The sequence below is a fragment of the Pseudomonas sp. B3G-3 genome (genome assembly GCF_028640915.1).
Lineage (GTDB): Bacteria > Pseudomonadota > Gammaproteobacteria > Pseudomonadales > Pseudomonadaceae > Aquipseudomonas > Aquipseudomonas chlororaphis_I.
This window is the reverse complement of record NZ_JAQZAB010000136.1, coordinates 1-24,643: the sequence shown is the minus strand read 5'-3', so window position 1 is coordinate 24,643 and position 24,643 is coordinate 1. Positions and strand designations below refer to the sequence as shown.

Here is a 24,643-nt window from a genome sequence, read left to right as displayed (position 1 = left end):
ATTTGGCTGTGGTGTTGGATCTGTTTTCTCGCCAGGTCGTTGGCTGGTCAATGAAGTCGCAGATGACCAGTGATTTGGCTATTGACGCGTTGTTGATGGCGGTTTGGAGGCGTAAACCGAAGCAAGAAGTGATGGTTCATTCCGACCAAGGCAGCCCAGTACAGCAGCTCCGATTGGCGCAGCTTTTTGAAGGCAAACAATTTGGTTGCCAGCATGAGTCGCCGAGGCAACTGTCATGACAACGCTGTGGTCGAGAGCTTTTTCCAGCTTCTGAAACGGGAACGGATCAAGCGAAAAGTCTACACCTCGCGGCAAGATGCTCGTAGTGATGTGTTCGATTACATCGAGATGTTCTACAACGCAAAACGCCGTCATGGTTTCAACAATCAGCTGTCACCGGCAGAGTTTGAAAAGCGTTACGCAATGAGCTTACAAGGTGTCTAGAGAATCCGGGGCGATTCACATTGCCACGGATTTAAATATAGTTTTTTTACTAAAAACCAGTATTCCGCAAGATTACTACAACAGCTTGAACTTCAACTTGCACACCACCAGAGCGTAAATGTATAACGTCCCAAGCAACCAAACCCCTGGCACGCCAGGCAATAATCCGACGAACAACTAGTCACTTATCCACTAACTGATATTAGACGAGTAATCTCTTATATCTACGCCAGATCTCCCACATTATTACAAAATCGAAAATAACAACTTCACGTGTTTTGACGTAGGACTTAGCTATGACAGATCGACGCCCACCACCTCCCCTCTGGCAGCATCAGCGCATTTTGATCGTAGAGGATCACCCGTTCCAGTTGGTTGCGCTGGAAGTGCTGTTGAACTCCTTGGGACTCTACAACTTGCGCCCCTCGCTTGACGGTAACGAAGCACAAGAAATAGCCGAAACCACCGAGCGACCTTTTGATTTGCTGTTATGTGATCTCGACTTACCTGACATGTCAGGGATTGAATTGATCTCACGCTTGCATGAGCGCGGCCTGATCAAAGATGTCATCCTGTTCAGCGCATTGTTCAACACTCTTGAGCCCGAACAATTGCGGTCATTGCTCAAAGACATTCAACAGTGTGGACTGCCTATCAGTTGCTGCCTCTCCAAACCGCTGACATCCGCATCATTATTGCCAGAGTTGGAACAGCGAATACCCCATTCAAGAAAATAAGGACTGCCATTGGTTGCGATGCTGGATCATCGGTATCTGTTTGATGAAAAAACTTAGCTCGCACTTATCGATGTCCGACAACAATACGAAGTGGGACATCGCTTCCCTCTTCAATGAATCCAGAGCACCTGAAAAATCGCCGCAGCCCACGGAGACTACAGATCTTTACGCCCACCTAGCCAACGGCGATCAAATCGCAACACTCGATCAACGACACTGACTGCATCCTGCAAGCTCTCTCTATTCATGGTTTTCGTCACCGTTTGCGTCCGGTGCATTCCGGATGGCGCTTTCGGACTAAGATCCGGTATCTGACCATGCGCCCGTTGCCAAGCGGCATAGCACTCATCGATCCAACCATGCAGTTGATAGAAGACAACATTGCGGTGAGCCGTCGACGGCGACCCCATACTGAAATCGCTCGCAAGCCCCTGCTTTTCCTCAATCTCGGCAACAGCACCGTGGGACAAATCATGCAGTCCCCTGCCCTCGGTAAACCTCTGGGTCGGACAGGGCTCGATGAACCCGCCAATATTAGAAAGCGTTCCGGAGTTGACCAGCGTGGAAATGCTCGAAAGACCTGGATCGACCGGTAGCCCGAACTCCATCTCGATCACCTGGCGCACGTCATCAGGGATTCTTTGCCATGGCAGGTAAGACAAGCCTGCTTCGGGAAACCGCTCAAGAATCCATTTGTATTCCCGCATCATCTCTCGATGGAAAGTGAGAAAGTCCTCGCCCGCCCCTGATTCATCACGGAACCTGAGGGTCGGGAACATTTTACGTGCCTTCTTCCACGTGGCCTTTTCCATGGGTGACTTCATCTCGCTCTCTTGCACTCGAGCGAGGTGCCAAAACGGATGATGAGCATCAAAGTGCTGCATGACAGCCGTGAGTATTGGTTCTGGCAATTGCATCACACTCTCCCGTTTGTTCGAAATCCGATGTTGCTTCAGTTCAAATACATTCCGCAGTTCCCCGAACAGATCAACTTGCCCAGGCCCATTTTTGATCATCGCTCCCTCAACGCTTCGCCGGCCCGGTTGAGTGGCTTGAGCAGGTAGGAGAGTACCGTCTTGCGTCCGGTCCTGATCTCAGCTGTCGCGACCATGCCCGGCATGATCGGATGGTGCTTACCGTCTTTCGTTTCGAGATAAGCGTGATCGGTGAGGACATAGACACGGTAGTAGTAGATCCGCTTATCGACCTGATCCTCGATCGTATCGGGAGAGATACGCTCGACCCTGGCAGGAAGGGTTCCGTAGATCGACGATTCATAGGCCGTGACCTTGACCGTCGCCTCCTGGCCTGGATGGATAAACGCAATATCTCTCGGACTGAGGCGCACCTCGATCAGCAACTGATCGCCAAGCGGCACGATCTCCATCAGGACACCGCCGGCGCCAACCACACCGCCAATCGTCGACACCCGGATATCCTTTACGATGCCGCGCGACGGCGAGGTAATGACCGTTCGGCGCAACTGATCGGCCCGCCCTTCGCGCACCTTGAGCAGCGGCTCCAGATCCGCCATCGTTTTCGCGAAATCGACCTTCAAAGCAACGTAGTACTCGCTTCGTGTCGCTCCAATTTTCGTGGTGAACTCAGAGACTTTTTGCCGGAGACGAAGAACCTCGACCTCATTGGACGCTCCTGTCTTCAAGAGCGGAGTTACGATTTTCAACTCTTGCTCGGCAAGACGCTGTTGCTGCTCAAGGTTGGTCAGGTTTTCTTTGAACGCACGGCGATTTGCGAAGAACAGCTCACGCTCACGCTCCACGACCTCAGTTTCCGCCTGAACCTCCAACGGAAAGACAACTTCCAGACGATCATTGATCTCCGCCTGCAAACGTGCGGCCCGAGCCTGCAATGCGACGACGCGAACCAGCGCCTCCTCGGCGGCTGATCGAGCTTGAACCGGATTGAGCGTCGCCAACTTCTGATCGAGTTCGACGATATCGCCCTCTCGTACGGAAAGTTCAGACAGAATTCCCCCCTCCAGACTCTGAATGACCTGCCCCCGCGAGGAGGGAGTGACCTTCCCCTCCCCTACGGCCACCTCATCGAGCTCCGCGAATGAAAACCACGTAAATACAACCGTCAACGCGAAAACGACTAGCCACAAAAGTTTGCGGGCGGGACGCAGACGAGATTCATCCATCAAAATTGCAGACCTATCAATCATGATCAGCCGCCTCACTGCGCAATGACTGAACGCCTGACTCACGTTGCTCTGAAGTCCCTGGCCCCTGCCCTTGGGGGGGGGGCAACGCGTTCAGGACCACATCCTTCGGGCCATCCCGAACGATCCGCCCGCCCTCGATGACAATGATCCGGTCGACGAGCGTGAGCAGCGCATAGCGATGCGTTGCAACAATAAGCGTTCGTTGTCCAAGCCACCCTTTCAGTCGCTCAATAATCGCGACTTCGCTGACTTCATCCAGCGAGGCCGTCGGTTCGTCCAGCAAAAGGATATTGGGGGATCGCAATAAGGTCCTGGCCAATATGAGGGCTTGCTTTTGCCCCCCTGATAATCCAGTCCCACCTTCACGTAACTTGAGATCGAGACCATGCGGCTGATTGAGCAGTAGCTGATCCGCACAAGATATCCGCATCGCCTCCAGGATCTGCTCGTCAGAGGCAAGCGGATTGCCTATCAAAAGGTTTTCACGAAGCGAGCCATAGAACAGACTCGACTCCTGAAGAACAAAGCCGATGTCGCGTCGAATGTCAGCGACATCAATCAGGTTCATATTAGTGTCATTGAACAGAATTCGGCCTTGAACCGGGGTAGCCAAGCCGCCGGCAAGGCGTAGCAACGTTGATTTTCCTGCACCGACACGTCCCAGAATAGCGATCCGCTCTCCGGGCTCGATCTTGAGCTGTGGAATGCTGAGCGCAGGCTTCTCTTGCGGCCCATAGGCATAGGCCACATTCTCGAAAAGATAGCGTCCAACCAATGTCGGTTTGTGATAGGCATCCCTTTCGGGGTCATGATCGACCGGCAGCGCAAGCAGACTGTCCAGGCCCTTCTTTCCAACGCGCGCATTTTGTACCCGGCCCAGGACCGCCGATATCTGACCCAGTGGTGCAATCGTCCTGCTAGTCAGGATCGAGCAGGCGAGCACCGCGCCGAATGAGAGACCACCCTCCAAAATGCCATAGACACCCGCAATGATGACTCCCGCATAGGCCAACTGCTGAACCATCTGAGACAAATTGACCAGCATTCCCGCGAGAAAGCGTTGCTTCAGTCCAATATCACCGGTAACGCTATTGACCTTGTTCCAGAGATTGCGGAAACGGGGCTCTGCTTGAAGAATCTTAATGTCCTCCGCGCGATAAATTGCTTCCATCAGGACCGCGTTCCTCAGCGCCGTCTCGCTCAACCCTTCTCTCGAAAGCCTGGCCAAGGGAATCTGAGCCAATAGGCCTAGCAGCAAGAGCAGCGGAATCGCAGCCAGCGGCACATAGACCAACGGCCCGCCCAACACCCAGATGATGAACAAGAAGGTGACGATGAAGGGCAGATCGATAAGAACCCCCATCGTACTCGACGTGAGAAGCTCTCGAAGCTGCTCGAGATCGCGCAACTGGGAAATCAACGTACCCGGAGAACGAGGTCTCGCATCATTACGAATATCGAGCACTCTGGCGAAGAACATCGCCGACAGTTTGAGATCGGCCTCTTTACCAAAGCGATCGGCAATCGAGACCCGAGCCGTCCTGATCAGCATCTCCAGGATAAGCGCCAGTGCTACGCCTGATGCGAGCACCCAGAGTGTGTGGATCGACCGGGCCGGCACCACCCGATCCCACACTTGCATCGCAAATAGCGAGGTGGCAATCGCCAATAGGTTGCCGAAAAATGATCCAAGGCCCAACTCAACTAACGTGCGCCAGTTGCTGGTGAAAATCCCTCTCAGCCATGATTTCGGTTTCTGAGCCAGATAAGTGTCGAGGCGCCCGTCACGCACCGACTCACGCTCACGAACCAGAAGCAGGCGGTGCTTGCCCTGCGTCCCGATATGGTTCAGGAGCAAAGAACGTTCGATGGTCTGATTATTGACCGAAAACCGGATCGTCGCCCTCCCTTCCGAGACCGCAACAATCATTCCGATACAGTTGTCGTCAACAGCCACAAGGGCTGGCAGCATGACACGGGAGATAGCTGAGCTTTGGATATCTACGAACTGTGCAGCCAAGCCGGCAGCATGGGCAATGCCGACAATGGCCTGTTCCGCATCGCTGCCCTCCTCCCAGGCGGACGCGCTGCGAACCAGTTCCGGTGAACTAGCAATACCGAGATGGCGTGAGGCAAGAAGGATGGCATCGACCCAAAGTTTAATCGGGAGAGACTCAACCCCATCATGGTCGACACAGGCCTCTGCATGAGAAGGATGTTCAATCATGATCGTCCCTCCTGCTTACGCAAGAGCTGCACGAATTTACCGATAACCAAATAGGCCTTGATTCTAGCCAGCACGCCGTCGGCGATAGCATTGATCCGCTCGACTTCGGAGGAATAAATCTCACGCTCGGCGTTGATGACGTCAGTCAACGGACGCTTGTTGAGGGTATATTCCTGCCAGTAGAGATCGCGCGAAGCACTGGACAAGGCAATCACTGCTTCGTAACTCTCTAGTCGCGCCGCCGCACCAGAGGCTTCCGTTTCCGCTGCCCCCAGAGCCGTGCGCGTGATAAGACGTTGACTCTCAAGAACGTCAGCTGCGGCACGCCGTTCATCCTCGGCCGCGGCTATCTTGTGCCTGCCAAGTCCACCGAGCGAGTAACTGCCGCTAAGCGTCAAACCAACAAAGGTATCGTCATTGACATTCTCACGCCCCGTCGAAAGCGATCTGCTGACACCGACGCCAATCGAAGGATAGCGCTCGGCCTCCATCTGTTTGACCTTCGCATGAGCGGCATCCATAGCTGCCTTGGCGGCGAGAATCGACGGCGTTTGATCGATCTCACCACCACCCTCACCGAGACCGGAAATAAAGCTGCTCGTCACATCCAGGTTTGCAACACGCCGGGGACGCACACCGCTGAGCTCGGCCAGCCTGCCAACCGCGACATCAAAACGAGTTTTGGCCTTCAGGACCTCGGCCTTGGCACGCTGAATGGCAACATTCGCCTGGTTCTGGTCGGAGGCATCGGAGATCCCTGCCTTGACTCGATCGACGATCCTGCTGCTCGTTTGATCAAGGGCAGCAACCTGTCGCTCTGCAGCGGCAATCATCTCCTGGCTTGCTGCCAATTCTACAAAGGTTGTTGCCGTGTTGTAGCCGACCGTCTCAATCGTATCGGCAAGCAAATACTGATGTTTTTTCAACGTCGAATCGGCAGCAGAAATTCGGCTCGAGGTGCGCCCAAAATCATAGAGCAGTTGATTGACTCCAAGCACTCCTGTGGCTCCGGCGCTACTGCCACCGCTGCCATAACTCTGACCGTAACCGGGCCTCACGCTGTACTCAATCGTCGGGAACCAGGCAGCCTTGGCAATGGCAACCTCAGAGGTACTTTGCGCAATGACTGCATTGGCGCGGCTGACGTCTGGATGACGGGAAATCGCAACACCAACTGCATCCGAGAGGGTCATACCGTCTATCGCCACACGGTGTTGCGGCTCAGCTGTCGGTATCGGTGCCGCAACCACAACGGCTGGGGTGACAATGGGCACTCCATCTGCACTACGCTGTGTTTTGCGCACAGGTGCTTCTGTTTGCTGGGTGGCGCAACCCGCTAAACCCGTAGCACAAAGGGCAATGGTAAAAGACAACCGCGAAAAACGCTGTGTGAGGTATGTGCGGCCTCGCACACGCATTGCATCTTTGGTTCTGCTCTTCAAGTGGCCTGCCTGTTTTCTATGTTTGTTTTGCTTACGCATTTGAACGTTTTACTTCCTGCGCTCCGCTGTCCTTCTGCTCGACAACGTTCTGGCCTAGTGCACGCAAACCCCACCCCAAGCGTTACGCTTTCGAGCCAGATAGGCTTGAACACGGAGGCGGGATTCAGGTGGCAAGCTACGTAGTTCTGCACGCGCAGCCGCTATCGGCACAACACCCAAAGGCGCTGCCACGAACATCCAGTTGACCGTATGAAAAATGCCTTGCCAGCCGTTGCCGACATAAGCATCAATGTCGCTCAGTCGTGGTGTGCGACGTTGAAAACACTGCTTCAGCTCGGCGTAGCTTTCGGACAAAGGCACTTCAGCTACGTCTCGCCAAAATGGCGTGTCATTACGTGGACAGTCGTAATGCATCCGCAGGAAGTCGCGGATACCGGACCAACATTGCGCGTTAGCATGATTGAACGCTTCAATCGCGTGTCCGCTAACGACCCCATGACTGTTGACGAGAGTGCGTTCGAGATTGCGCAACTGCTCAAGCATCTGCCCGATGGATGTCGCCTCGAGTGGCTCGACGAAACCCGACGCCAGCCCGAGCGCGACGACGTTATTGATCCACACCCTCTCGAAATGCCCGGCCTCGAAACGAAGCGTAGACATCGGCTCAATGCCATGGCCGAGGTAAGACTCAACTTCTGCAACCGCCGCCGCTTCATCTATATGCTTGCTGCTGAATACATATCCGCAACCGACGCGCTCGATCAACGGGATCTGCCACATCCATCCCGCCTTCATCGAAATCGCACGCGTCAAAAGCGCCGGGTTCTTGGCGGGGTTGTGCAGGTGAAATGGTATTGCGCGATCAAGGGGCAAATAATCCGAAAAGGAACGCCAGGGTGCGCCATAGGCCTTACCGATCCCAAGCCTGGCGAAGCCAGACGCATCGACGACGAAATCGACATCGAGCGTCCCGCCCTTGAATTGGATCGCCCGAACATTGCCCCGCTCATTCAGCGTCAGCGCGTCAACCCGAACGGACCGGTGAATAACGCCGCGGCTCAAAGCTACTTTCTTGAGGTAGGCCGCCACCCGATGGCTATCGAAATGATAGGATGCGCTCAGCCCGGATTTCCCGGTCATGAGCAGAGACCGGACCTCCTCTTGCGAGACATTTCGGGCAATCGCGCTGTAACCGGGAACGCACCAGTGGAGTTCTTCCCCCGACGCAATCATCGCCGACAGGAGAGGAAAGAACCCGCCGGCCTGCCACTCGAGTTCTTCGATTCCCTGGCCGCCGAACAAATGATAATAACTATCCTGCGAGCCGCCGCCGCGCCAACCCTCATAGACAAAGCCGAGCTTATAGGCCGCCCCGGTCTCTCGAACGAACTCGTCGACCGAAATACCGTTCACCTCTAGTGCACTGACGAGATTGAGGAGGCCACCCTCCCCGACCCCGATGATCCCGATGTCGGGTGACTCGATGAGTGTAATCTCGACTTTCGGACTGAATATGCGCCTTAGCATCAGGGCAGCGAACCAGCCTGCTGTACCGCCGCCGATGATAGCGACACGTTTTGCATGTTGTAGATCGAGCATTCGTATCTCCAGAACGATCTTGATTAGATGTGGAGGCGACAAGAGCGCATATCACGCTCATGCCGCCTTCGCTCCGAAGATCAAACGACGACTTGATGGTTGGCGAGCAGGGTCTCCAGATCTGTGGTCACATTGTTCAACGTGACGATCGGCGTAGCGCTGAAGGTGCTACCCGTACCATCACGGTCGATGCTGATAATCGTGTTGCCGCCACTATTCGTGACCGACAGGTAGTTCCCGATCGTATCGCCGGCATCGATAGTCGCGACGCCGTTGATGTAATGAGCGGGACCGTCCGCATCGGCCGTGTAACCGACGAGCAGTTTGGAAACATCGATCCGATCGGCATTTGGCGTGGCTTCATAGGTGCCGATGGTGAAGCCATTGACGACATCACTACCATTGCCGCCGACCGCGTCATTGGCGACCAGCTTGTAGAGCAACGTGTCCTTACCGCCATTGATCAGATTGAATGTGTCGTTGCCTCCCCGGCCCTCGAACACATTGTCGCTGGCGTTGTCAGTGAACGTGTCAGCACCGCTACCACCTGCAATGCCTTCGATATTGGAGAAGGTTGCCGTACCGAACCCGGTGTTCTGGGCCGTCGTCACGCTCAGATCGATCGTCAGTGATGTGCTACCGGCCAGCTTGTAGTCGACGATGTCGATACCAGCAGTACTGCTCCAGACCTTGGTGCCAGACACCGTCACCGTGCCACCGCCGCCCTCATATTTGTCGTTGCCGAGGGTGGCAAAGAAGGTGTCGTTGTAGCCGGTGCCGACGATTCCATGGCCGATATTGGCATTCGCTACGTTTGTGCCGGACTCCGCCGTCAGGACGTAAGCCTTGTTAGCCTCACCGGCCTTCAATCCCGTCCAGGCCGCATTGACGTTTTCGATCACGTTACCGCCCAACGTCGCAAGACCACCGACATCGGCCCCGTCCCCATTGGCACTGCGCAGCAGCACCAGGCTGTAGGTCTCGTTGGGGTTTAGTCCATAGAAATCGACGATCGCCGAGCTGTCGTTGGTCTGGTTGCCGGATTGCGCGTTGATGATCTGCGTGGACACCAGATTGTTCGATGAGTCGAACAGCTGGACAGTGTGGCCGTAGAGCGAATTGATGCCCTGCGCATCGACGATGCGGAAATGCAGCACCGTGCCATCCGCCACCGTATTGGTGTTGGCGATGAACCTGGTGTTGCCTTTCTGGGTGAAGACCAGAAGATCCCGGTCACCATCCCAGTCGATGTCGGCTGCGATTCCGCCCGTCACCGCATCGGTGTTGACGTTTGCGGCGCCAAGCCAACGTCCGATGGTGTTGGATCCACCGAGCAGGTTAGTGGTAGTGAAGCTGGTCGTGCCTCCCGAACTAGTGTTCGTATAGAGATTGACCGGGCCAGTATTGCCTGCCGCCGTCATGCCACCCGTGTCGCCGAAGCCCGGTAACTCGATGACGTCCATTTTTCCGTCGCCGTTCCAGTCCACCGCCACCGACGGCCCACCCTGCAGCGTGTCACCAAAGGTATAGGTACCCGTGTTCAAACCGATTCCGGTCGGGGCCGTGGAGCTCAGTTGGCCGGATCCGTTGTTAAACAGAATGCGGCTTTCATAGGACGAGTTCGACAGGACGCCTGCGGCACCATACCCACGCCCTATAAACAGGTCCATGTAACCGTCGCCGTTGAAGTCGGCCCAGGTCATGGAAATACCGTTACCAAAATTGGGGTCGTCGTCGAGACGCTGGAAGGTATTGTTGATGATCTGCGTGTTGCTCCAGGTCCCGTCGCCCTGGTTTGTCGCGACGACGAGACGATGCTGATTGGAACTGGTCGGTGGCAGTACAGCAAGCGCTCCACCCAGCTTTGTGCTGCCGGCCGTCGCGTGGTAAACGAGATCCACCTTGCCGTCATTGTTCAGATCGACGCCAGACAACTCCATGTCGAAGGTCGCGTTACCGCTATTGGATGACAGCGGTAATACGGTGGCAGTGTCCACGTAAGCACCATCCTTGACCATGCCAAGGATGGTGCCGTCAGTGTTCAGCACAATCTGGGAGTCGAAGCCGCCGCCACTGGTGGCGTCGTTGGGCGTCTGGTCGCCATAGGCCAGATCGACCAAGCCGTTCCCGGCCCTGTCGAAACCGATCACGCCGCCAAACCAGGAATAGGTGTTGGCGCTATCGGCAGTTCCCCTGTCGCCCCCTGTTGGTGCGGTGGGGTAGGCTCCGACCTGCTGCGCGACGTATGTGCTGCCATTGAAGATAAAGGCCTGCTGGCCGTCATCGTAGGTGCTATCTTCGGCGAACAGGTCCATATACCCGTCGCGATTGAAATCAATGAACGTGGCGTTCTGCACAAAGTTGCGGCCGGTATAGCCTGTCGGAGAGTAGCCCGGATCCGAGGATAAGTTGCTGTTGCTGTACAACGCAGTCTGACTAAAGCTGCCCAATGTTGCGTTGTCGGTACCGTTCGCATTCAACATCGTCTGGTTGCTGTGAATGCGCCACATGCCGGTTTCGCTTAGCGTGTAGGCGGTAGCCTTCTGGTTTGGATCGCTGGCAGCAGAGCCAACCGTTACTGTTGGCGCCGCGGAGATGATCAATTCGTTGACCGTATCGTCCGAGACAATCTGCGCGCCTGCACCGCTCTTGATGATAGCCGTAACATTGTAGGTACCCAGCGCGATCTCAGATGGCACCTGCACGTACCAGGTGTTGTTCAGCGGATCGACAACGACTGCACCGTTCGCCGAACTATAGGTCGTACCGGCGATGCTCACCTCGATATATTCGCCGTTGGCCAGCTTGAACGGCATCGCACCGGTCACGAGTGGGGTCGTGTCCACGGTCACCTGGCTGTTGACGGTGACCGTGTAGTCGGAGGTCAGCGTGAAATTGTTCGATGGCGTCCCCTGGTTTCCGGCGAGGTCGGCGACAACGGCCGTATAGGTATGAGTCGAGCCATCCGCCAGATTCCCGGGATCGAAGGTCCAGGATGTACCCGTTCCGTCAACCGTGGCCGTGCCAAGTAGCGTTGTGCCTTCGTAGATGTGCACGACTTCCGACACATCTAAAGGAGCCGTCAACGTACCCGTGAGGATCGGGTTTCGATCATCCGTGGTCGTCCCGCTTCCGAACGTCCCTTGAGTCGGTCCCGCGTTATCAATGTAACCGTCGATACTAACGCCCTGAGTCGGCGGTGTGGTATCGATCGTGAAACTGAGTGGCCCAGACGGCGCACTTTCGCTGCCCGCCTCGTTGGTCAGGGTGTAGCTGATCTGGTGAGCGCCTTCGCCCAGCGGGGTGACCGGGGTCAGCGTGCCGGTCGCCGGGTCATAGATCGCCTCGACCCGGGTGCCATCGACATAAAGCGACGGCGTGGTGCCGGTCGGCACCGTGCCGATGTTGATGCCCGGCGTCGTGTCGTCGGTGGTCGCCGCCGTGCTCGCTGGGTCCTGGATCGCACCAACATCATCGGCATAACTCGCCGGCGCCGCCGGAGTGGCCGGTACGCTGGTATCGACCGTGAAACTGAGCGGGCCAGACGGTGCGCTTTGATTACCCGCCGCATCAGTCGCCGTCACTGTCAGGCGGTGAGCACCTTCTCCAAGCGGCACCACCGGAGTAAAAGACCAATGACCAGTCCCACTTACAGTAGTCGAGCCAATGAATTTGCCATTGTCAAAGACACTGATAATACTGCCCGGCTCGCCGCCTCCCGAAAGCGTCGGAGTGGAGTCATTGGTTGTTGTACCATTGGCAATCAGACCAACGAAGGGCGCGCGATCATCCATTGCCGTGAAGGTTGGAGCGGATGGCGGTAAGTTGTCACCCGAATCAGATTTACCGCCACCCGAACCCGAATTTGCAACAGCGGCAATGCCGGCACCGGCAACTGCCAGCGCCCCCAGAATCCCGAGAAGCCCCATCGCCCCATCACCATCAGCGATGGGCTCATAGACCACCAGCGAGTCGATGATACCGTCTCCACCAGAGCCAAGTGCCTTGTCGAACTTCGTCAGCCAACGCTCGCTACCATTGACGAAGACAAGATTGTTGTAACCCATGCCATGCTCAAAGAACTGCTGAACCAACAGGACCTTGCCATCGGAAAACTCGATAACCAAGTCATTCCCCGTACGGGAATAGTTCGAGACCTGCCCCTTATCGGCAGAAACCAGGAAATTCGTCGGCGCATTCGCAGCAGCGATGGTACTCGTGCTAGCGGAAACTGAAACGTTGCCATGATTATTCAAAACAGATGACGGGACCATTCTCGAGCCTCCTTAATATTAGTTCCGCTCACTGGCCCCACATGCAAACAAACACACTCGCGGAGGTCAGCGGAAACAAGCCCCCACTCAACTTGGAGTCACGCCGGGACAGTAAGAACTTGTAGCTCGATTGTGACTACGGGCGTCAGCGCAAGACATAGTAAGTCATCTATTTATGGCGAACTTCCTGCTCAGTTCTCCACTCAAGCTCGACCGCCAGAGGAAATGCAGATGGGCTCAAGACTGCCGCTCGAAACACAGCCTCGACCATCAGGAGCAATTGGTGCAAACCAACCACGCCAAGGAGAGCCCCGTCAGTTCGCGCCAAGTGACCGATTGTAGGGAGTCACGAAATGAGCATTAGCGTACGACTCCGGGGCAACGTTCTACAGCCCCCTCCTTGTCATATACAATTGAGTAAGAGCATGTCGTAATTGATTTAACGATACCGGTTTGGTCAGAAAGAGATCGACACCAGCATCACGACATCGCCGCTCAGTTTCCTCCAACACAGAAGCGGTGATGGCCACTATCAACGTATAACGATCAGACGCCGACTCAGCCGCACGTACACGCGAAACCAACTCGATACCGTCCAACTTCGACATATAGACGTCGGTGATGAGAAGCCTTACTTTTTTAGTCAAAAAGGCATCCCATGCCTCCTCACCGTCACTGCAGGCAAGCACCGTCTCGCACCCCAGATGCTTCAACTGATTCGTCAGCACCAAACAGTTAACAGGATTATCATCCACCACCATCACCGCACCAAGCCAGCCCAATGTTGACCCGGCTAACCCGCTGTATGCGGCTCCATCGTTTATGTTCGTAGCGATCGCCTCTTGGCATCCCGCAACAAAGAGGCGCCAGTTTGGTGGATTCGCCCAATAGTTGGCTGTCCCCGAAATCCCCCCCGAACGTAAAGAGTTGGACCGTTCAATCAACAGGGCATGCCCTGGTTGACCGAGTCCTATATCTTCCGCGTCGCTCACATACAAAGTGGGCAGGCCTCTATCCAGCGCACACAATTGTCGCTCTTGCGGCTCCATCCCTGCCGCAAGAGCGAAGGCCCTCAGCGCTTTCGCAACGTGGGCTTTTTCAGTGCCGATCAAAATCACCCGCCCCCCGAGTTCCGGAAACTCGTACTGGTTGCACTCCGCGACCAAGTCGATCTTCAGTATCACCGACGTCCCGAGGCACTCAATACTGGAGATCTCCATGGTCCCGCCCATCATCTCAACCAAACGCTTGCTGATGACCAAGCTAACTCCCATACCATCGAAACGCCGCGCAAGTGCCCCGTCAAATTGCTCAAGAAACAATCCCTTTCGAGCGACCTCTGAAATACCAATCCCAGTGTCATAGACGGTGAGAACCACCTGCTGCTTGGCGCCCTCGACCTTTCCAAGATCGACAGATATCCCAACACGCCCCTGCGACGTGAATTTGATTGCATTCGAAAGCAGGCTGAGCAAGACCTGGCGAAGCCGAGAGGCATCTGCAAGATAGGTTGCGGCAACACTGGGATGGACGTATACCTCCATCTCGAGCCTCTTGTTTCTCCCACTCCCCGCCAATGCCGCCATGACCTCATCGATGACCTCACGAAGATCCGTGGGTGCGGGCGTCATGACAAGCGCACCGGCATCTATCATCGTATATTCCAGGATGTCGTTGAGTGTCTGCATCAATGCCTTAGCGGAGCCATTTGCAACCTCCAAGTACTGCCGCTGCCGTGCATCAAGAATGGTCGAGCGCAATATTTCCAATAGCCCAAGCAAGCCGTTCATTGGTGTTCTGATCTCATGACTCATCATCGCCAAAAACTTACCTTTTGACTCGGATGATGCTACAGCCTCGTCTTTTGCCTCCTCCAATAGCCGCGCCTGAATCTGGCTATCATCCACAGCTCGTCGCAACTGCTCGACCAGCGTCGAACGCTCGGCCTCCAGCTCCCCATTACGGACAAGCACGCCCCCCAGGGTCTGTAATGCGGCGAGGAGCGCGCCAATATTATCCTTCTGCTTGAATGAGTCGGCAGGGGCCGAGTAGTTACCGCTCGAGAAATTCAAGACCGAATCGGTTGCAGCAGATATCGGCCTGATTATTCGCCTTGAGAAAAGGACGAGGATGTACACCATCGACAGAATGATTGTGACGGTAGCTCCAGCTAGAAATCCGAATACGCGGTACGTGGCACGCGTTCTCTTCTCCACAACTTGAATGGCTGCATCAAGCTCCACATCTCGCAACGATGTAATAGGTTGCATAAGCGGTACATAGTGCTGCGCAAACGACGACGCAGTGGGGAAACTCGCATCATCTGCATCCTGTAGAACGGTTTGTCTCAGATAAGCAATACCCAAGCCGAAATAAGTCTTGCGCATCTGCTCCACTACAGCACCAGAGGAGTCATCGGATAGATGTTCGAATCGACTACTCTCAACCAAATCGCCTAGCGTATGAATTCGGCCAAAGACAATCCAAAGCCTTTCCAACTCTTCCTCAGACAACGCCCTGCGACTCGTCAGCGCAGGGGTAAATAATGAACCTGCACGGCCCGCTTGCTCTCGCAGTTCTGCGGCTAAACGTGCCGTTATCACATACTCCGCCACCGCCGGCCCTTCTCGAACCAGCTCGAAGATGACGCTGTCATTGATATGGTTCATATCCTCAATCAGTTGAAACATTCGGGTAATCGCATGCTCTATGGCGCGCGTAGAACGTTCTTCACGCGCGATGGCCATGAGGCGATCGGCACTCTTTCGCGCTTGACGGACTCGCTCCGCCACCAACGCCATGAGCACCGTAGCGCGCTCGCAACTCTCACAAGAGCTTGCCTTGAGTTTCTGGACCACCAAGTCCAGCGCTGCATCACTTCGCGTCCTTGCCAGATCAAGCGCCACTCTTAAATCCGGCTCATCTGATTGCGAAGCACCAATCATCCCATTCATGGGTCCTCGTTCCGCAGACAGGTACTCTGACGAGCTGAGTGCGGCCTTAACAATCTGCAGAAGTTCTTCAGTCCGCTTTGTCGCCTTGTACGCCTTCCAATCTCGAACCAAAAGCAAGCCGGCGCCACTTATTGTCACTACCAGAACAATCGTGGCAACGAGTCGAAACAGCCAATCGACGCGAATTTCGTTCAGTGGATCGATCAAAGAGGTCGTGAGTAATCGGCCGCCCCAACGCAACCACCGTAAAATACAATCCCAACTCGAATTAAGACTTATCAAACTCTCGATCCGTCGATTCATGTCGTCGCTATCCACAATGTCCCGTCACGATATCGAAAAGAAAAACTCGCTCGGACTTGGGGTGGGACCATAGATATCCCTGCCCTATTTTACAGCCTAGACCAAGAAGCAACTCTCGCTGTACCTCTGTTTCCACACCTTCAGCAACGCATTCCAAACCAAGATCGTGCGCTAACTTGATCTGACTACGGCAAATCACGGCTCGCTGGTTATCCTCAGCGATAGCTGAAACAAATGAACGATCAAGCTTCATTTGGGTAAAGGGAAGATCAGCCAACAGTTCCAGGCTTGCGATCCCAATTCCAAAATCGTCAATCGCCACGCCGTATCCACGCAAGCGCAAGCGATTCAAGGTGATCGCCAACTCACACATGTCCGGGACCGGGCAACTTTCGGTTAGCTCAATGATCAGGCTGCACGGTGAAATCCCACTTGCTGTAACTCTGGCCTCGAATCGCTCGAACCAGCCGGGCTTGCACAGCGTCTGTGCCGAAGCATTTATCCCGATCACCATTGAAATACCATGATTGACCAGGTATCGCTGCACTCCGAGACAGCGATCCAAGACGAAGAAAAATAGTTTCTCCAGATGCCCCATAGCCTCCAGTCGCGGAATGAAGTCGTCGGGGGCGATCATGCCACCGCAAGGATGCCGCCAACGGCACAGTGCCTCCGCCCCGACAGGATTACCGCTGGCGATATTGAACTGCGGCTGGATCAGCACGGTAAAACCTTCATCGACCCACAGTGCTTCCGTAAGGGTCATATCATCTGGCACGGCAGACTCGTCGCCCGGTGGATCTATCACCGCATCACGAGACAACACCGCCTCCAGAACCGGGCGAATAGCCCCAACTGTCAGCGGCTTGCGCAAAGCATGCACGTCATGACAAGCAAACGCGCTGACGAGCCGGACATGCGAATAGATAATGTCTTCAGGCATCGCGGAGACCCACACCCAAATCGGAGCCTCACCAAGAAAGGCTTGTTTTCCGCGATGCCGTAGCTCCTGCATCAACGCCGGTCCGTTCAGTTTGGGCAAATCAATGTCGCAGAGAACGACATCGAATCTCCATTGCTCCAATGCCTCAATGGCTTGTGCCCCGTCGGGCACGCAAAAGATTTTTCTGACACCGAGACACTGCAACAACGCCCTTATCGCGGACTGTTGGAATAGGTCGTCCTCCACGATTAGAACGGTCAAGGCAAAATGAGTACTTCGCATATTGAATTGCTCGTGGATCGATGAAGGAGGACCAGACGCAATGACTTCCACTTTAAAATTATATGCGGGCCCAAGAACACGGATGCAAGCCGGGCCGTCTTTAGCTACCTTCGCTAGCAAGCCCATCAGGCAGCAACCTCAACACTGTCACGAGGCCTGATAAGCTTCATCTCCTAGCTCTTCATCTCCATTGTCCAAACACAACATGGCCAGGCTCACCCCAATGTCATCCATGACCGCAAGCCAGCCCTCGCACCACTCGCCTGCAACACTGCACGCCAGTTCTATCTCAAGACATCTCTCTGCAAGATCCTTGTCCTCGATCAGAAGCAGCGCCCCTCGCATTCGATGCATCCACCGTTCGAGCGCACGAACATCCCGCTTCGAAGCTAGCTGTTGCAGTTCCACCAATTCTTCTTTCGCATGCGCTTGAAACTTCGCTGCCAATGCCGCTTTCCCAGCGCTGTCCATCCAGAGGGTATCCACCTGCCACCGCTCACGAGCAATGTCAGTCTCAGCGTGCGATGCACTGCATCGTTCGAGCACACGCGACAGCCTGTCAAGATTCACAGGCTTGGCAATATAGTCATAGAAACCCTGTTCAAGCCGCCTCTCAATTTCGCTGTCGAAGTCATAGCCGCTCACCGCCACGACGGGAAGAGCCGAATTTTCCCTATGCACGATGTCAAAAAGCTCCCCACCACTCATACCGGGTAAATCCAGATCGGTCAGCACGATATCAACAGGGTGATGACGCAACATCACAACCGCTTCTGCCCCATCGGCCGCACTTAGAACGCCATATCCGAGAGAGCGGATTTGATCGACCAACAACTCTCGGTTGAGCTTGCTATCGTCCACTACGAGCACAACCAGAGTTCCTTCCCGCCTGTACTCGAGAGACGGTTTACCCCCCATTTCCTCCTCAGATGCACACGCCTTCGTCGGACTGTACCCGGCGGATGCTGGACCCATGGCCAATTGCAAAGCTTCCTTGAGCGCATCCGTGCTAAATGCCGTCACCTCAATTAACCACTGCGCCAAACGCATTGGCCGTTGCGCTGCCGACTTACGCACCAGCACCACAGGTACCTGAGTCCTATTGGCGATATCCAGGGCACAATCCGCATTGTCGTCCGCAAGCACTATCACGTCCGCAGAGAAGCCCGATAACTCCTGCACAGCGCTCTCTCGGATTGATACATCCCACCCCCAATCGGTGAGCCATACCTGCAAGTGTCGGCCGTAGTCACTCATCCCTGTCATGATCAGGGCGCTTCCCATCGTCTCGCCCACAACAGCCTGGGTTGCAGCAATGGCGACAGGCAGTCGTACAGAGAAAATAGAGCCCACATGAAGAATGCTCTTCGCAGTAATAACTCCCCCCATCAATCTACAAAGTGTCGCGCAGATCGAGAGCCCAAGCCCCGTCCCACCGTATCGTCGCGCCTCCCCGTCCGCTTGCGCAAATGGAGTGAAGAGGCGCTCAACCAATCGTTCATCCATCCCGATTCCGGAATCGATCACCTCCAGTAACAAACTTGCAGTATCAGGCCCGTCATCAACGAGCGAGCCTCTAATTGCCACTCTACCGACATGCGTGAACTTAAAGGCATTACTGAGGAGGTTATCGATGATTTGAGAAGTCCGGTTTGGATCCCCCATCACCGCATACCGCTCCATGCTTGGATCAGGAAAAATATGAAACTCAATATTTTTCAAGACCGCACGTTCCGCATACCCTTGCGCAACACGCTCCAAACATTGACGAGGGTAAAATTTACACTCTACCAGTTGCATTTCGCCTGCATCAATTCTGGATAGATCGAGAATATCCGTCACAATCTGCAATAAGGTTTGGGCCCCTGTGCGCACGGACTTGACTCGAGCACTTTCGACTTCAGTCAACCTATCAACAGGAATTAAATCTATATTCCCCAGAATGACACTTAATGGGGCTTTTATTTCATGACTTACGGATGCAAAGAAATTCGATCGTGCACAAAGAAGGCGGTCAGACTCTTCTCGCGCCTCCATGGACGCTAACTCGGCAAGCTTCTGCACTGTTACGTCGCTGACAGCGCAAACAAACACGGCCTCCTCATTATAACTTGAGGCCACATAGGTAATATGCAGAAAGCAAGCTTTGCCCCCTGACTCCTCACTTAAGCTCTTACCAAAGCTCACTATTCCTAATTCTGCCTCCCCCTGCTCAGCGGAACGAGCTCGAAACGCAGCCTCGATCGAAGCCGGGAGCTTCATAAATGCATCCATGCCCATCAGCGAAGTCGCCAGAATATTTGCCCGCATGACCGAATAATCGCGGGCACGAACGATAAATAAACCGATTGGCATCGCACTTATGAGTATGTGATTCAGTATTTCGTGCTCGATCGCAAATCTAGATGCAATATGATTTTTCCTCAGAACACGTTTATCCCATTGATAGGCGGCCCCAAGTAACATAAGCAGAAATGCGACACTGAGCATACACAGCCAAAAAAAAGACCATCCCATCGATCTCAAAAGCTCAGAGTAGCTTAAGCCATATACCAAGTAGCCAAAGTGATCACTCACTGGCTCGACAAGATATATCCCATCATCCGTAAGGTGCAGTCCGTGCGTGCGCGGCTGCTCCAATATACTCCTGGCCCCTCTGGCAAGCGCTGTATTCGCTCCGCGTTGATCAATCAGGAGGGCGTTAGAACTATACAGTCCAAGCAGCCCATATTCATCCTCACGATGGATGTCAGCCAGCAAGGGCCTTATCGGTACGTCTGATCCAAATAGAACAAGGTCTCCTCCTTCCATCTCGACTACTCCAACGCAGCTCAGCAAACTGCCTACCTGACCCTCACCTAAATACGGCCCCCTCCAATATATGCCTTCCGTAACTCCAAAGACCTTCTCCTTATCAATTCCCTTTTCACGCAGTATCTGCACTGATGTTAATGGCATCGTTTGCTGCAATATATTTTGCGACCAGTTACCTGCTGGAAAAAGTGCAGCATAATCATTATTCAGCCCAACAACATAGGCCTGCCGCTCTATCTTCATGGCGTTCAGCGTCGACATGCCTGCGGCCGAAATATTTGCGAGTGCATTCACTCGCCCTACCCAATTGGCCCCAAGACTTAATCTTCCCTCTTCCGGGAAAATAATCAGGAAGTCACCATTAAACGCGGAATGACCCAACGCTTCCTCGGATGTATTGAGTGTGTTAAGCACATCGCCAGACTGCCCTTCTTCCCACTTCCCCAAATTCGAGAAATAGTATCTGACGGTATGACTCAGGCGCCGAACAAACACCTCGTCTTGTTGAATGACGCTCCCAATCTCCGAAGCATGACGGTGCAGCTTTTCTGTTCCTCGCTCAATCGCTGCATGAATACTGAGATACATTGCCAATACCGAGGCACATACAACAACGGTCGCGGCAAGATAAACTCCCAAATAGAAGAACAGACGTTCTCGGCGAATCGTCACTGCCAGAGAAGCAACAGCGTTCTTATGTATCGCTTGAATTTCATCAAAAACGACTACCATGAGTAACCGCCATATAATTCAGTGCGTGTCACTTTCAAATCAGGCCAGTCTCGTATGCGTAGCGGATCAGGTCAGTATTAGAAGTAAGATTGAGTTTCCTCATTGCCGTGTATTTTTGTGACGAGATCGTGCTCACGGCACGACTACACTTATCCGCAATTTGCACAAGCGAATGCCCAGCCGCATATAGCCTCAGCACCTCGAGTTCCTTATGAGTGAGTTCTTCTTTTTTCGACCTTTCCCCCTCTCCCGCGCGCGCGCGATCCATCAGCGCCTTCGCGATTGGCGAGCAATAGCCCCCACCTCCTTGCTGAACAAACAGACAGGCTCGTACAACCTCACCGATGTCGTCCTCCTTGCACACTACAGCATTAACAAACTGTCTCATCGCCCGCATAAGAACGCTTGGATTCGTTTGGGCCGTAAGCAAAACAACACCACTCGCGGGTACACATTTCCGGATCCCGCGCAACAATGCGAAGCCGTCTATCGAGCGGTCGTCTCGGCTCATACCGAAATCAGTAACCACAATATTAGTAGGCCTATCGCCGAGCCTTTTCAACAAATCCGCGCCGGACTGACACTCGTGAATGATCTCGAAACCAGGCACTTGGCTAATGAGCGAGCCTACTGCCTGGATAGTTAATGGATGATCATCTGCAATGGTTATGGTTTTCATACTAAAGATATAATTCGTCAGGAATCGTAATTCGTCTAAATTATGGCGCTTTCACAAACAATAGAATCATAATTCGTCCATTTTTTAGAGACGGTCTGTAGTGGTCAACTAATCCCGGACACGACGTTAAGTTTTTCCTCGGCCCGAGCTGGTGCCAACCCACCATTGAATTGGTGAGGCCGAATCCAGTTGTACCGATGCATCAAGAAGTTCCTGATCTTCGGCCTGACAGTCTCGAATTTCGTAGAGTTCGTCGGCCTCCCAGGACGTTCGCTGAACCCGACAGGCGCGAGATCTGCGGATAGCGTCGTAAACCTCAAGTACGTTTTGGGTGTCACCTTCAAGCACATGAGCCCTCCCAAGCAGTCAGGCATCTTCAAGCCTCTGCCCTGCACCAGCTCCTTGATGGGGACGTATGGCGTGAGCGGCGTTACCGATCAGCACTACGCGACCAATGTGTGTAGCCCGCAAGCTCTTCCAGTTCGTGAAGTGCCCCCTACCACCACTCAGCAAAGGCTTTTAGCATCTGGGTCTGGCTGGTGCTTTTGACCCAAGGTGTGTCTTGTGGCCATACCAGGACAACCCGCAGTTTCAGCGCAACGAAGCCATTCGCTCCGGCTCGCTAGCGGCCGTGACCCTGATGCTGGTCGCGAAGGGCCAAGGACTGGTTTCGGCGCCCATGATCGGGTTCGACCAGTTGGCAGTGGCGCAAGCGTTTGGTCTCTCCGCGACGGAGGTTCCAGTGATGTTGGTCACCGTTGGCTATCCTGGCTCGGCCAACTGGCCACAAAAACCTCGTAAAGCCGTTAAAGACGTTCTGCAGTTCGTGTAAGTGAATGCTGCCAGCGGTAGTCAAGAAGTGCTCATCACCAGGTCCATTGCCACCAACACCGCGATTTCCCCATCCCTTGCACCGTGACCGGAACATGCGCATCCAACTGGGACTTTCCTCTGGTCGACTTGGGCCTCATCATCACCACACAGTTGCCACAAAGGGTGCCATCCTGGTGCCTTGCCGGAGGACATGATCATGCAGGCACTGCCCGATCGCTTTGGGGCGCAAACCCGTCGTATTGCGTTCCTCTAGCTGCTGATCAATACAGGCCCTTCTCCTCTTCAGTTGTTCGCTCTGTTGCTTCTGAGCACATTCAAGGCGGCGCACATGCCAGAGTGCATCACAGAAGTGAAGCGAACTCTCCAGGCCTACCACTTCGCTGGCGCGCGGACCATAGGCGACGAAGTCCCGCGCACCGGCGAGCATGGTATTGAGCACGAACCGGCCCAACGGGGCGAGAGCGCCTTACAGCCACTCAAGGTCAATGCTGTTGCGTGTAATGGCAAATCAAGCCGGTGGTTGGACTGAATCCGATTGAGTTAGCCGTAGATATAGATCTTCAGCGAGATACAGGATGGGTAGGCCGGATGACCTGTAGCAGGATCAACACTTTTGAACCCAAGCGCGCCTAGGTCGAGCTCATCGACGAAAACGTCGACTACACGGACTGAGTTTTCTTCGACTAGGTAATCGTCCAACCACTCCGACTGCAACGCGCCTTGCAACTGAGCCTCACCTTTACTGATCTTTGACGGTGGACAACCTTTGCAGGTTCCACTCTGGCTGGGCACTCAAATCATGAAGGTAATCCACATCAATTGCCCCATCAGCGAACAGCAGTTTATTTATCGAGATTCGCGAGTTGCTGATCCTATCGGATGGTTGCTGCTGGCGGGCCGGATGATCCCATGCGGATGTTAAGGAGAGTCCGTCAGTAGAGTGCTTAGATATCTTTGGATAGTTAATCAAGTCGATTTTTATTTGATTACTTGCTCCATGGCACAGTATTTGCTCTTTTCGATGGATAAACCAGATAAATATCGGTGTTATCCAAGATCGCATATCCGTAAACGTGTTCCACACAGTCATTACAAGGACACAGTCCCAAACAAACGTGGCATCCATAAAGGTTGGATTGAAATTGATAAAAAACAGCCCCCCCCGCTTAATCATCAGCGCCCTTTGCGGGCTCTGCCTACTCAGCTCACTCGCCAGTGCGGAAGAACGCACCCTGCGTGTCTACAACTGGTTCGACTACATCACCCCCAAGGCCCTGGAAGACTTCAAGGCCGAGAACAGCCAGGTCAAGCTGGTCTACGACATCTTCGACACCAACGAGGCGCTGGAGGCCAAGCTGCTGACCGGCAACTCCGGCTACGACGTGGTGGTGCCGTCCAACGTGTTCCTCGCCAAGCAGATCGAGGCCGGGGTGTTCCAGCCGCTGGACCGTAGCAAGCTGCCGAACTGGAACCACCTCGATCCCAAGCTGATGAAGCTGATCGAAGCCAACGACCCGGGCAATAAGTTCGCCGTGCCCTACATGTACGGCACCATCCTGATCGGCTTCAACCCGGCCAAGGTCAAGGCCGCCCTCGGCGAGAACGCGCCGGTGGACAGCTGGGACCTGATCTTCAAGGAAGAGAACATCAGCAAGCTCAAGCAGTGCGGCGTGGCCCTGCTCGACTCGCCGTCGGAGATCCTGCCGCTGGCCCTGCAGCACCTGGGCCTGGACCCCAACAGCAAGCAGCCGGCGGACTACGCCAAGGCCGAAGCGCTGCTGCTGAAGATCCGCCCCTACGTCACCTACTTCCATTCGTCCAAGTACATGGCCGACATCGCCAACGGCGACATCTGCGTGGCGGTGGGGTATTCCGGCAGCTTCTCCCAGGCCGCCAACCGCGCCAAGGAAGCCAAGAACGGGGTGGTGGTGGACATGCGCCTGCCCAAGGAAGGGGCGCCGATCTGGTTCGACATGCTGGCGATCCCCAAAGGCGCGAAGAACCCGGACGATGCCTACACCTTCATCAACTACCTGCTGCAACCGAAGGTAATCGCCCCGGTCAGCGACTTCGTCGGCTACCCGAACCCGAACAAGGACGCCACCGAGCGGGTCGATCCGGCGATCCGCAACAACCCCAACCTGTACCCGACCGACGCGGCGATGAGCACGCTGTACACCTTGCAGCCGCTACC

12 protein-coding genes and 3 pseudogenes are annotated in these 24,643 nt (G+C 54.6%); 4 read left to right on the top strand and 11 right to left on the bottom strand.

Features of this window, described 5'->3' with window-relative positions; translation table 11 throughout:
- Nucleotides 1–444: pseudogene (locus PVZ80_RS32450) on the top strand (IS3 family transposase); the annotation flags it as partial.
- Nucleotides 445–740: 296 nt separating this feature from the next.
- Complete coding sequence (locus tag PVZ80_RS32445) at nt 741–1,181, top strand: response regulator (RefSeq protein WP_257373773.1); 441 nt, start codon at nt 741–743, stop codon at nt 1,179–1,181.
- Nucleotides 1,182–1,336: 155 nt separating this feature from the next.
- Here PVZ80_RS32445 and PVZ80_RS32440 read toward each other — a convergent pair whose 3' ends face one another.
- From PVZ80_RS32440 to PVZ80_RS32395, 10 genes are all read right to left on the bottom strand, one after another.
- Nucleotides 1,337–2,098 (bottom strand): hypothetical protein, encoded by a 762-nt coding sequence (locus PVZ80_RS32440; protein WP_273865056.1) that lies wholly within the window; start codon nt 2,096–2,098, stop codon nt 1,337–1,339.
- A gap of 95 nt (nt 2,099–2,193) precedes the next feature.
- Nucleotides 2,194–3,366 (bottom strand): HlyD family efflux transporter periplasmic adaptor subunit, encoded by a 1,173-nt coding sequence (locus PVZ80_RS32435; RefSeq protein ID WP_257373771.1) that lies wholly within the window; start codon nt 3,364–3,366, stop codon nt 2,194–2,196.
- Nucleotides 3,359–5,593: a type I secretion system permease/ATPase gene (locus PVZ80_RS32430; protein ID WP_273865055.1), complete on the bottom strand. Its 2,235-nt coding sequence runs from the start codon at nt 5,591–5,593 to the stop codon at nt 3,359–3,361. Before PVZ80_RS32430 ends, PVZ80_RS32435 begins: the two co-directional genes overlap by 8 nt.
- Entirely contained in the window at nt 5,590–7,074 is a 1,485-nt protein-coding gene (locus PVZ80_RS32425; RefSeq protein WP_257373769.1) for a TolC family protein, read from the bottom strand. The genes PVZ80_RS32430 and PVZ80_RS32425 overlap by 4 nt, the downstream gene beginning before the upstream one ends.
- Nucleotides 7,075–7,128: 54 nt before the next feature.
- Entirely contained in the window at nt 7,129–8,634 is a 1,506-nt protein-coding gene (locus tag PVZ80_RS32420) for a tryptophan halogenase family protein (RefSeq protein ID WP_257373768.1), read from the bottom strand.
- Nucleotides 8,635–8,714: 80 nt separating this feature from the next.
- A complete protein-coding gene (locus tag PVZ80_RS32415) occupies nt 8,715–12,908 on the bottom strand; it encodes an Ig-like domain-containing protein (RefSeq protein ID WP_273865054.1) in 4,194 nt (1,397 codons plus the stop codon).
- A 386-nt stretch (nt 12,909–13,294) separates the two neighbouring features.
- On the bottom strand, nt 13,295–16,069 hold the full coding sequence (locus PVZ80_RS32410; RefSeq protein WP_273865053.1) for a response regulator: 2,775 nt from the start codon (nt 16,067–16,069) through the stop codon (nt 13,295–13,297).
- Nucleotides 16,070–16,172: 103 nt separating this feature from the next.
- Nucleotides 16,173–17,516, bottom strand: a complete 1,344-nt coding sequence (locus PVZ80_RS32405) for an EAL domain-containing response regulator (protein ID WP_257373765.1) — start codon at nt 17,514–17,516, stop codon at nt 16,173–16,175.
- Between the two features lie 21 nt (nt 17,517–17,537).
- Nucleotides 17,538–20,936 (bottom strand): response regulator, encoded by a 3,399-nt coding sequence (locus PVZ80_RS32400; RefSeq protein ID WP_257373764.1) that lies wholly within the window; start codon nt 20,934–20,936, stop codon nt 17,538–17,540.
- Nucleotides 20,937–20,970: 34 nt separating this feature from the next.
- Nucleotides 20,971–21,615: a response regulator transcription factor gene (locus PVZ80_RS32395; RefSeq protein WP_257373763.1), complete on the bottom strand. Its 645-nt coding sequence runs from the start codon at nt 21,613–21,615 to the stop codon at nt 20,971–20,973.
- A 571-nt stretch (nt 21,616–22,186) separates the two neighbouring features.
- Between PVZ80_RS32395 and PVZ80_RS32385 the strand changes: the two are divergent.
- Nucleotides 22,187–22,447 (top strand): annotated as a pseudogene (locus PVZ80_RS32385) (nitroreductase family protein); the annotation flags it as partial.
- A gap of 545 nt (nt 22,448–22,992) precedes the next feature.
- On the opposite strand, the pseudogene PVZ80_RS32380 reads toward PVZ80_RS32385, so the two are convergent.
- Nucleotides 22,993–23,196: pseudogene (locus tag PVZ80_RS32380) on the bottom strand (IS5/IS1182 family transposase); the annotation flags it as partial.
- A gap of 398 nt (nt 23,197–23,594) precedes the next feature.
- On the opposite strand from PVZ80_RS32380, the gene PVZ80_RS32375 reads away from it, so the two are divergent.
- Nucleotides 23,595–24,643: polyamine ABC transporter substrate-binding protein (locus tag PVZ80_RS32375; RefSeq protein ID WP_443201019.1), on the top strand; the 1,049-nt coding region annotated here is incomplete at its 3' end.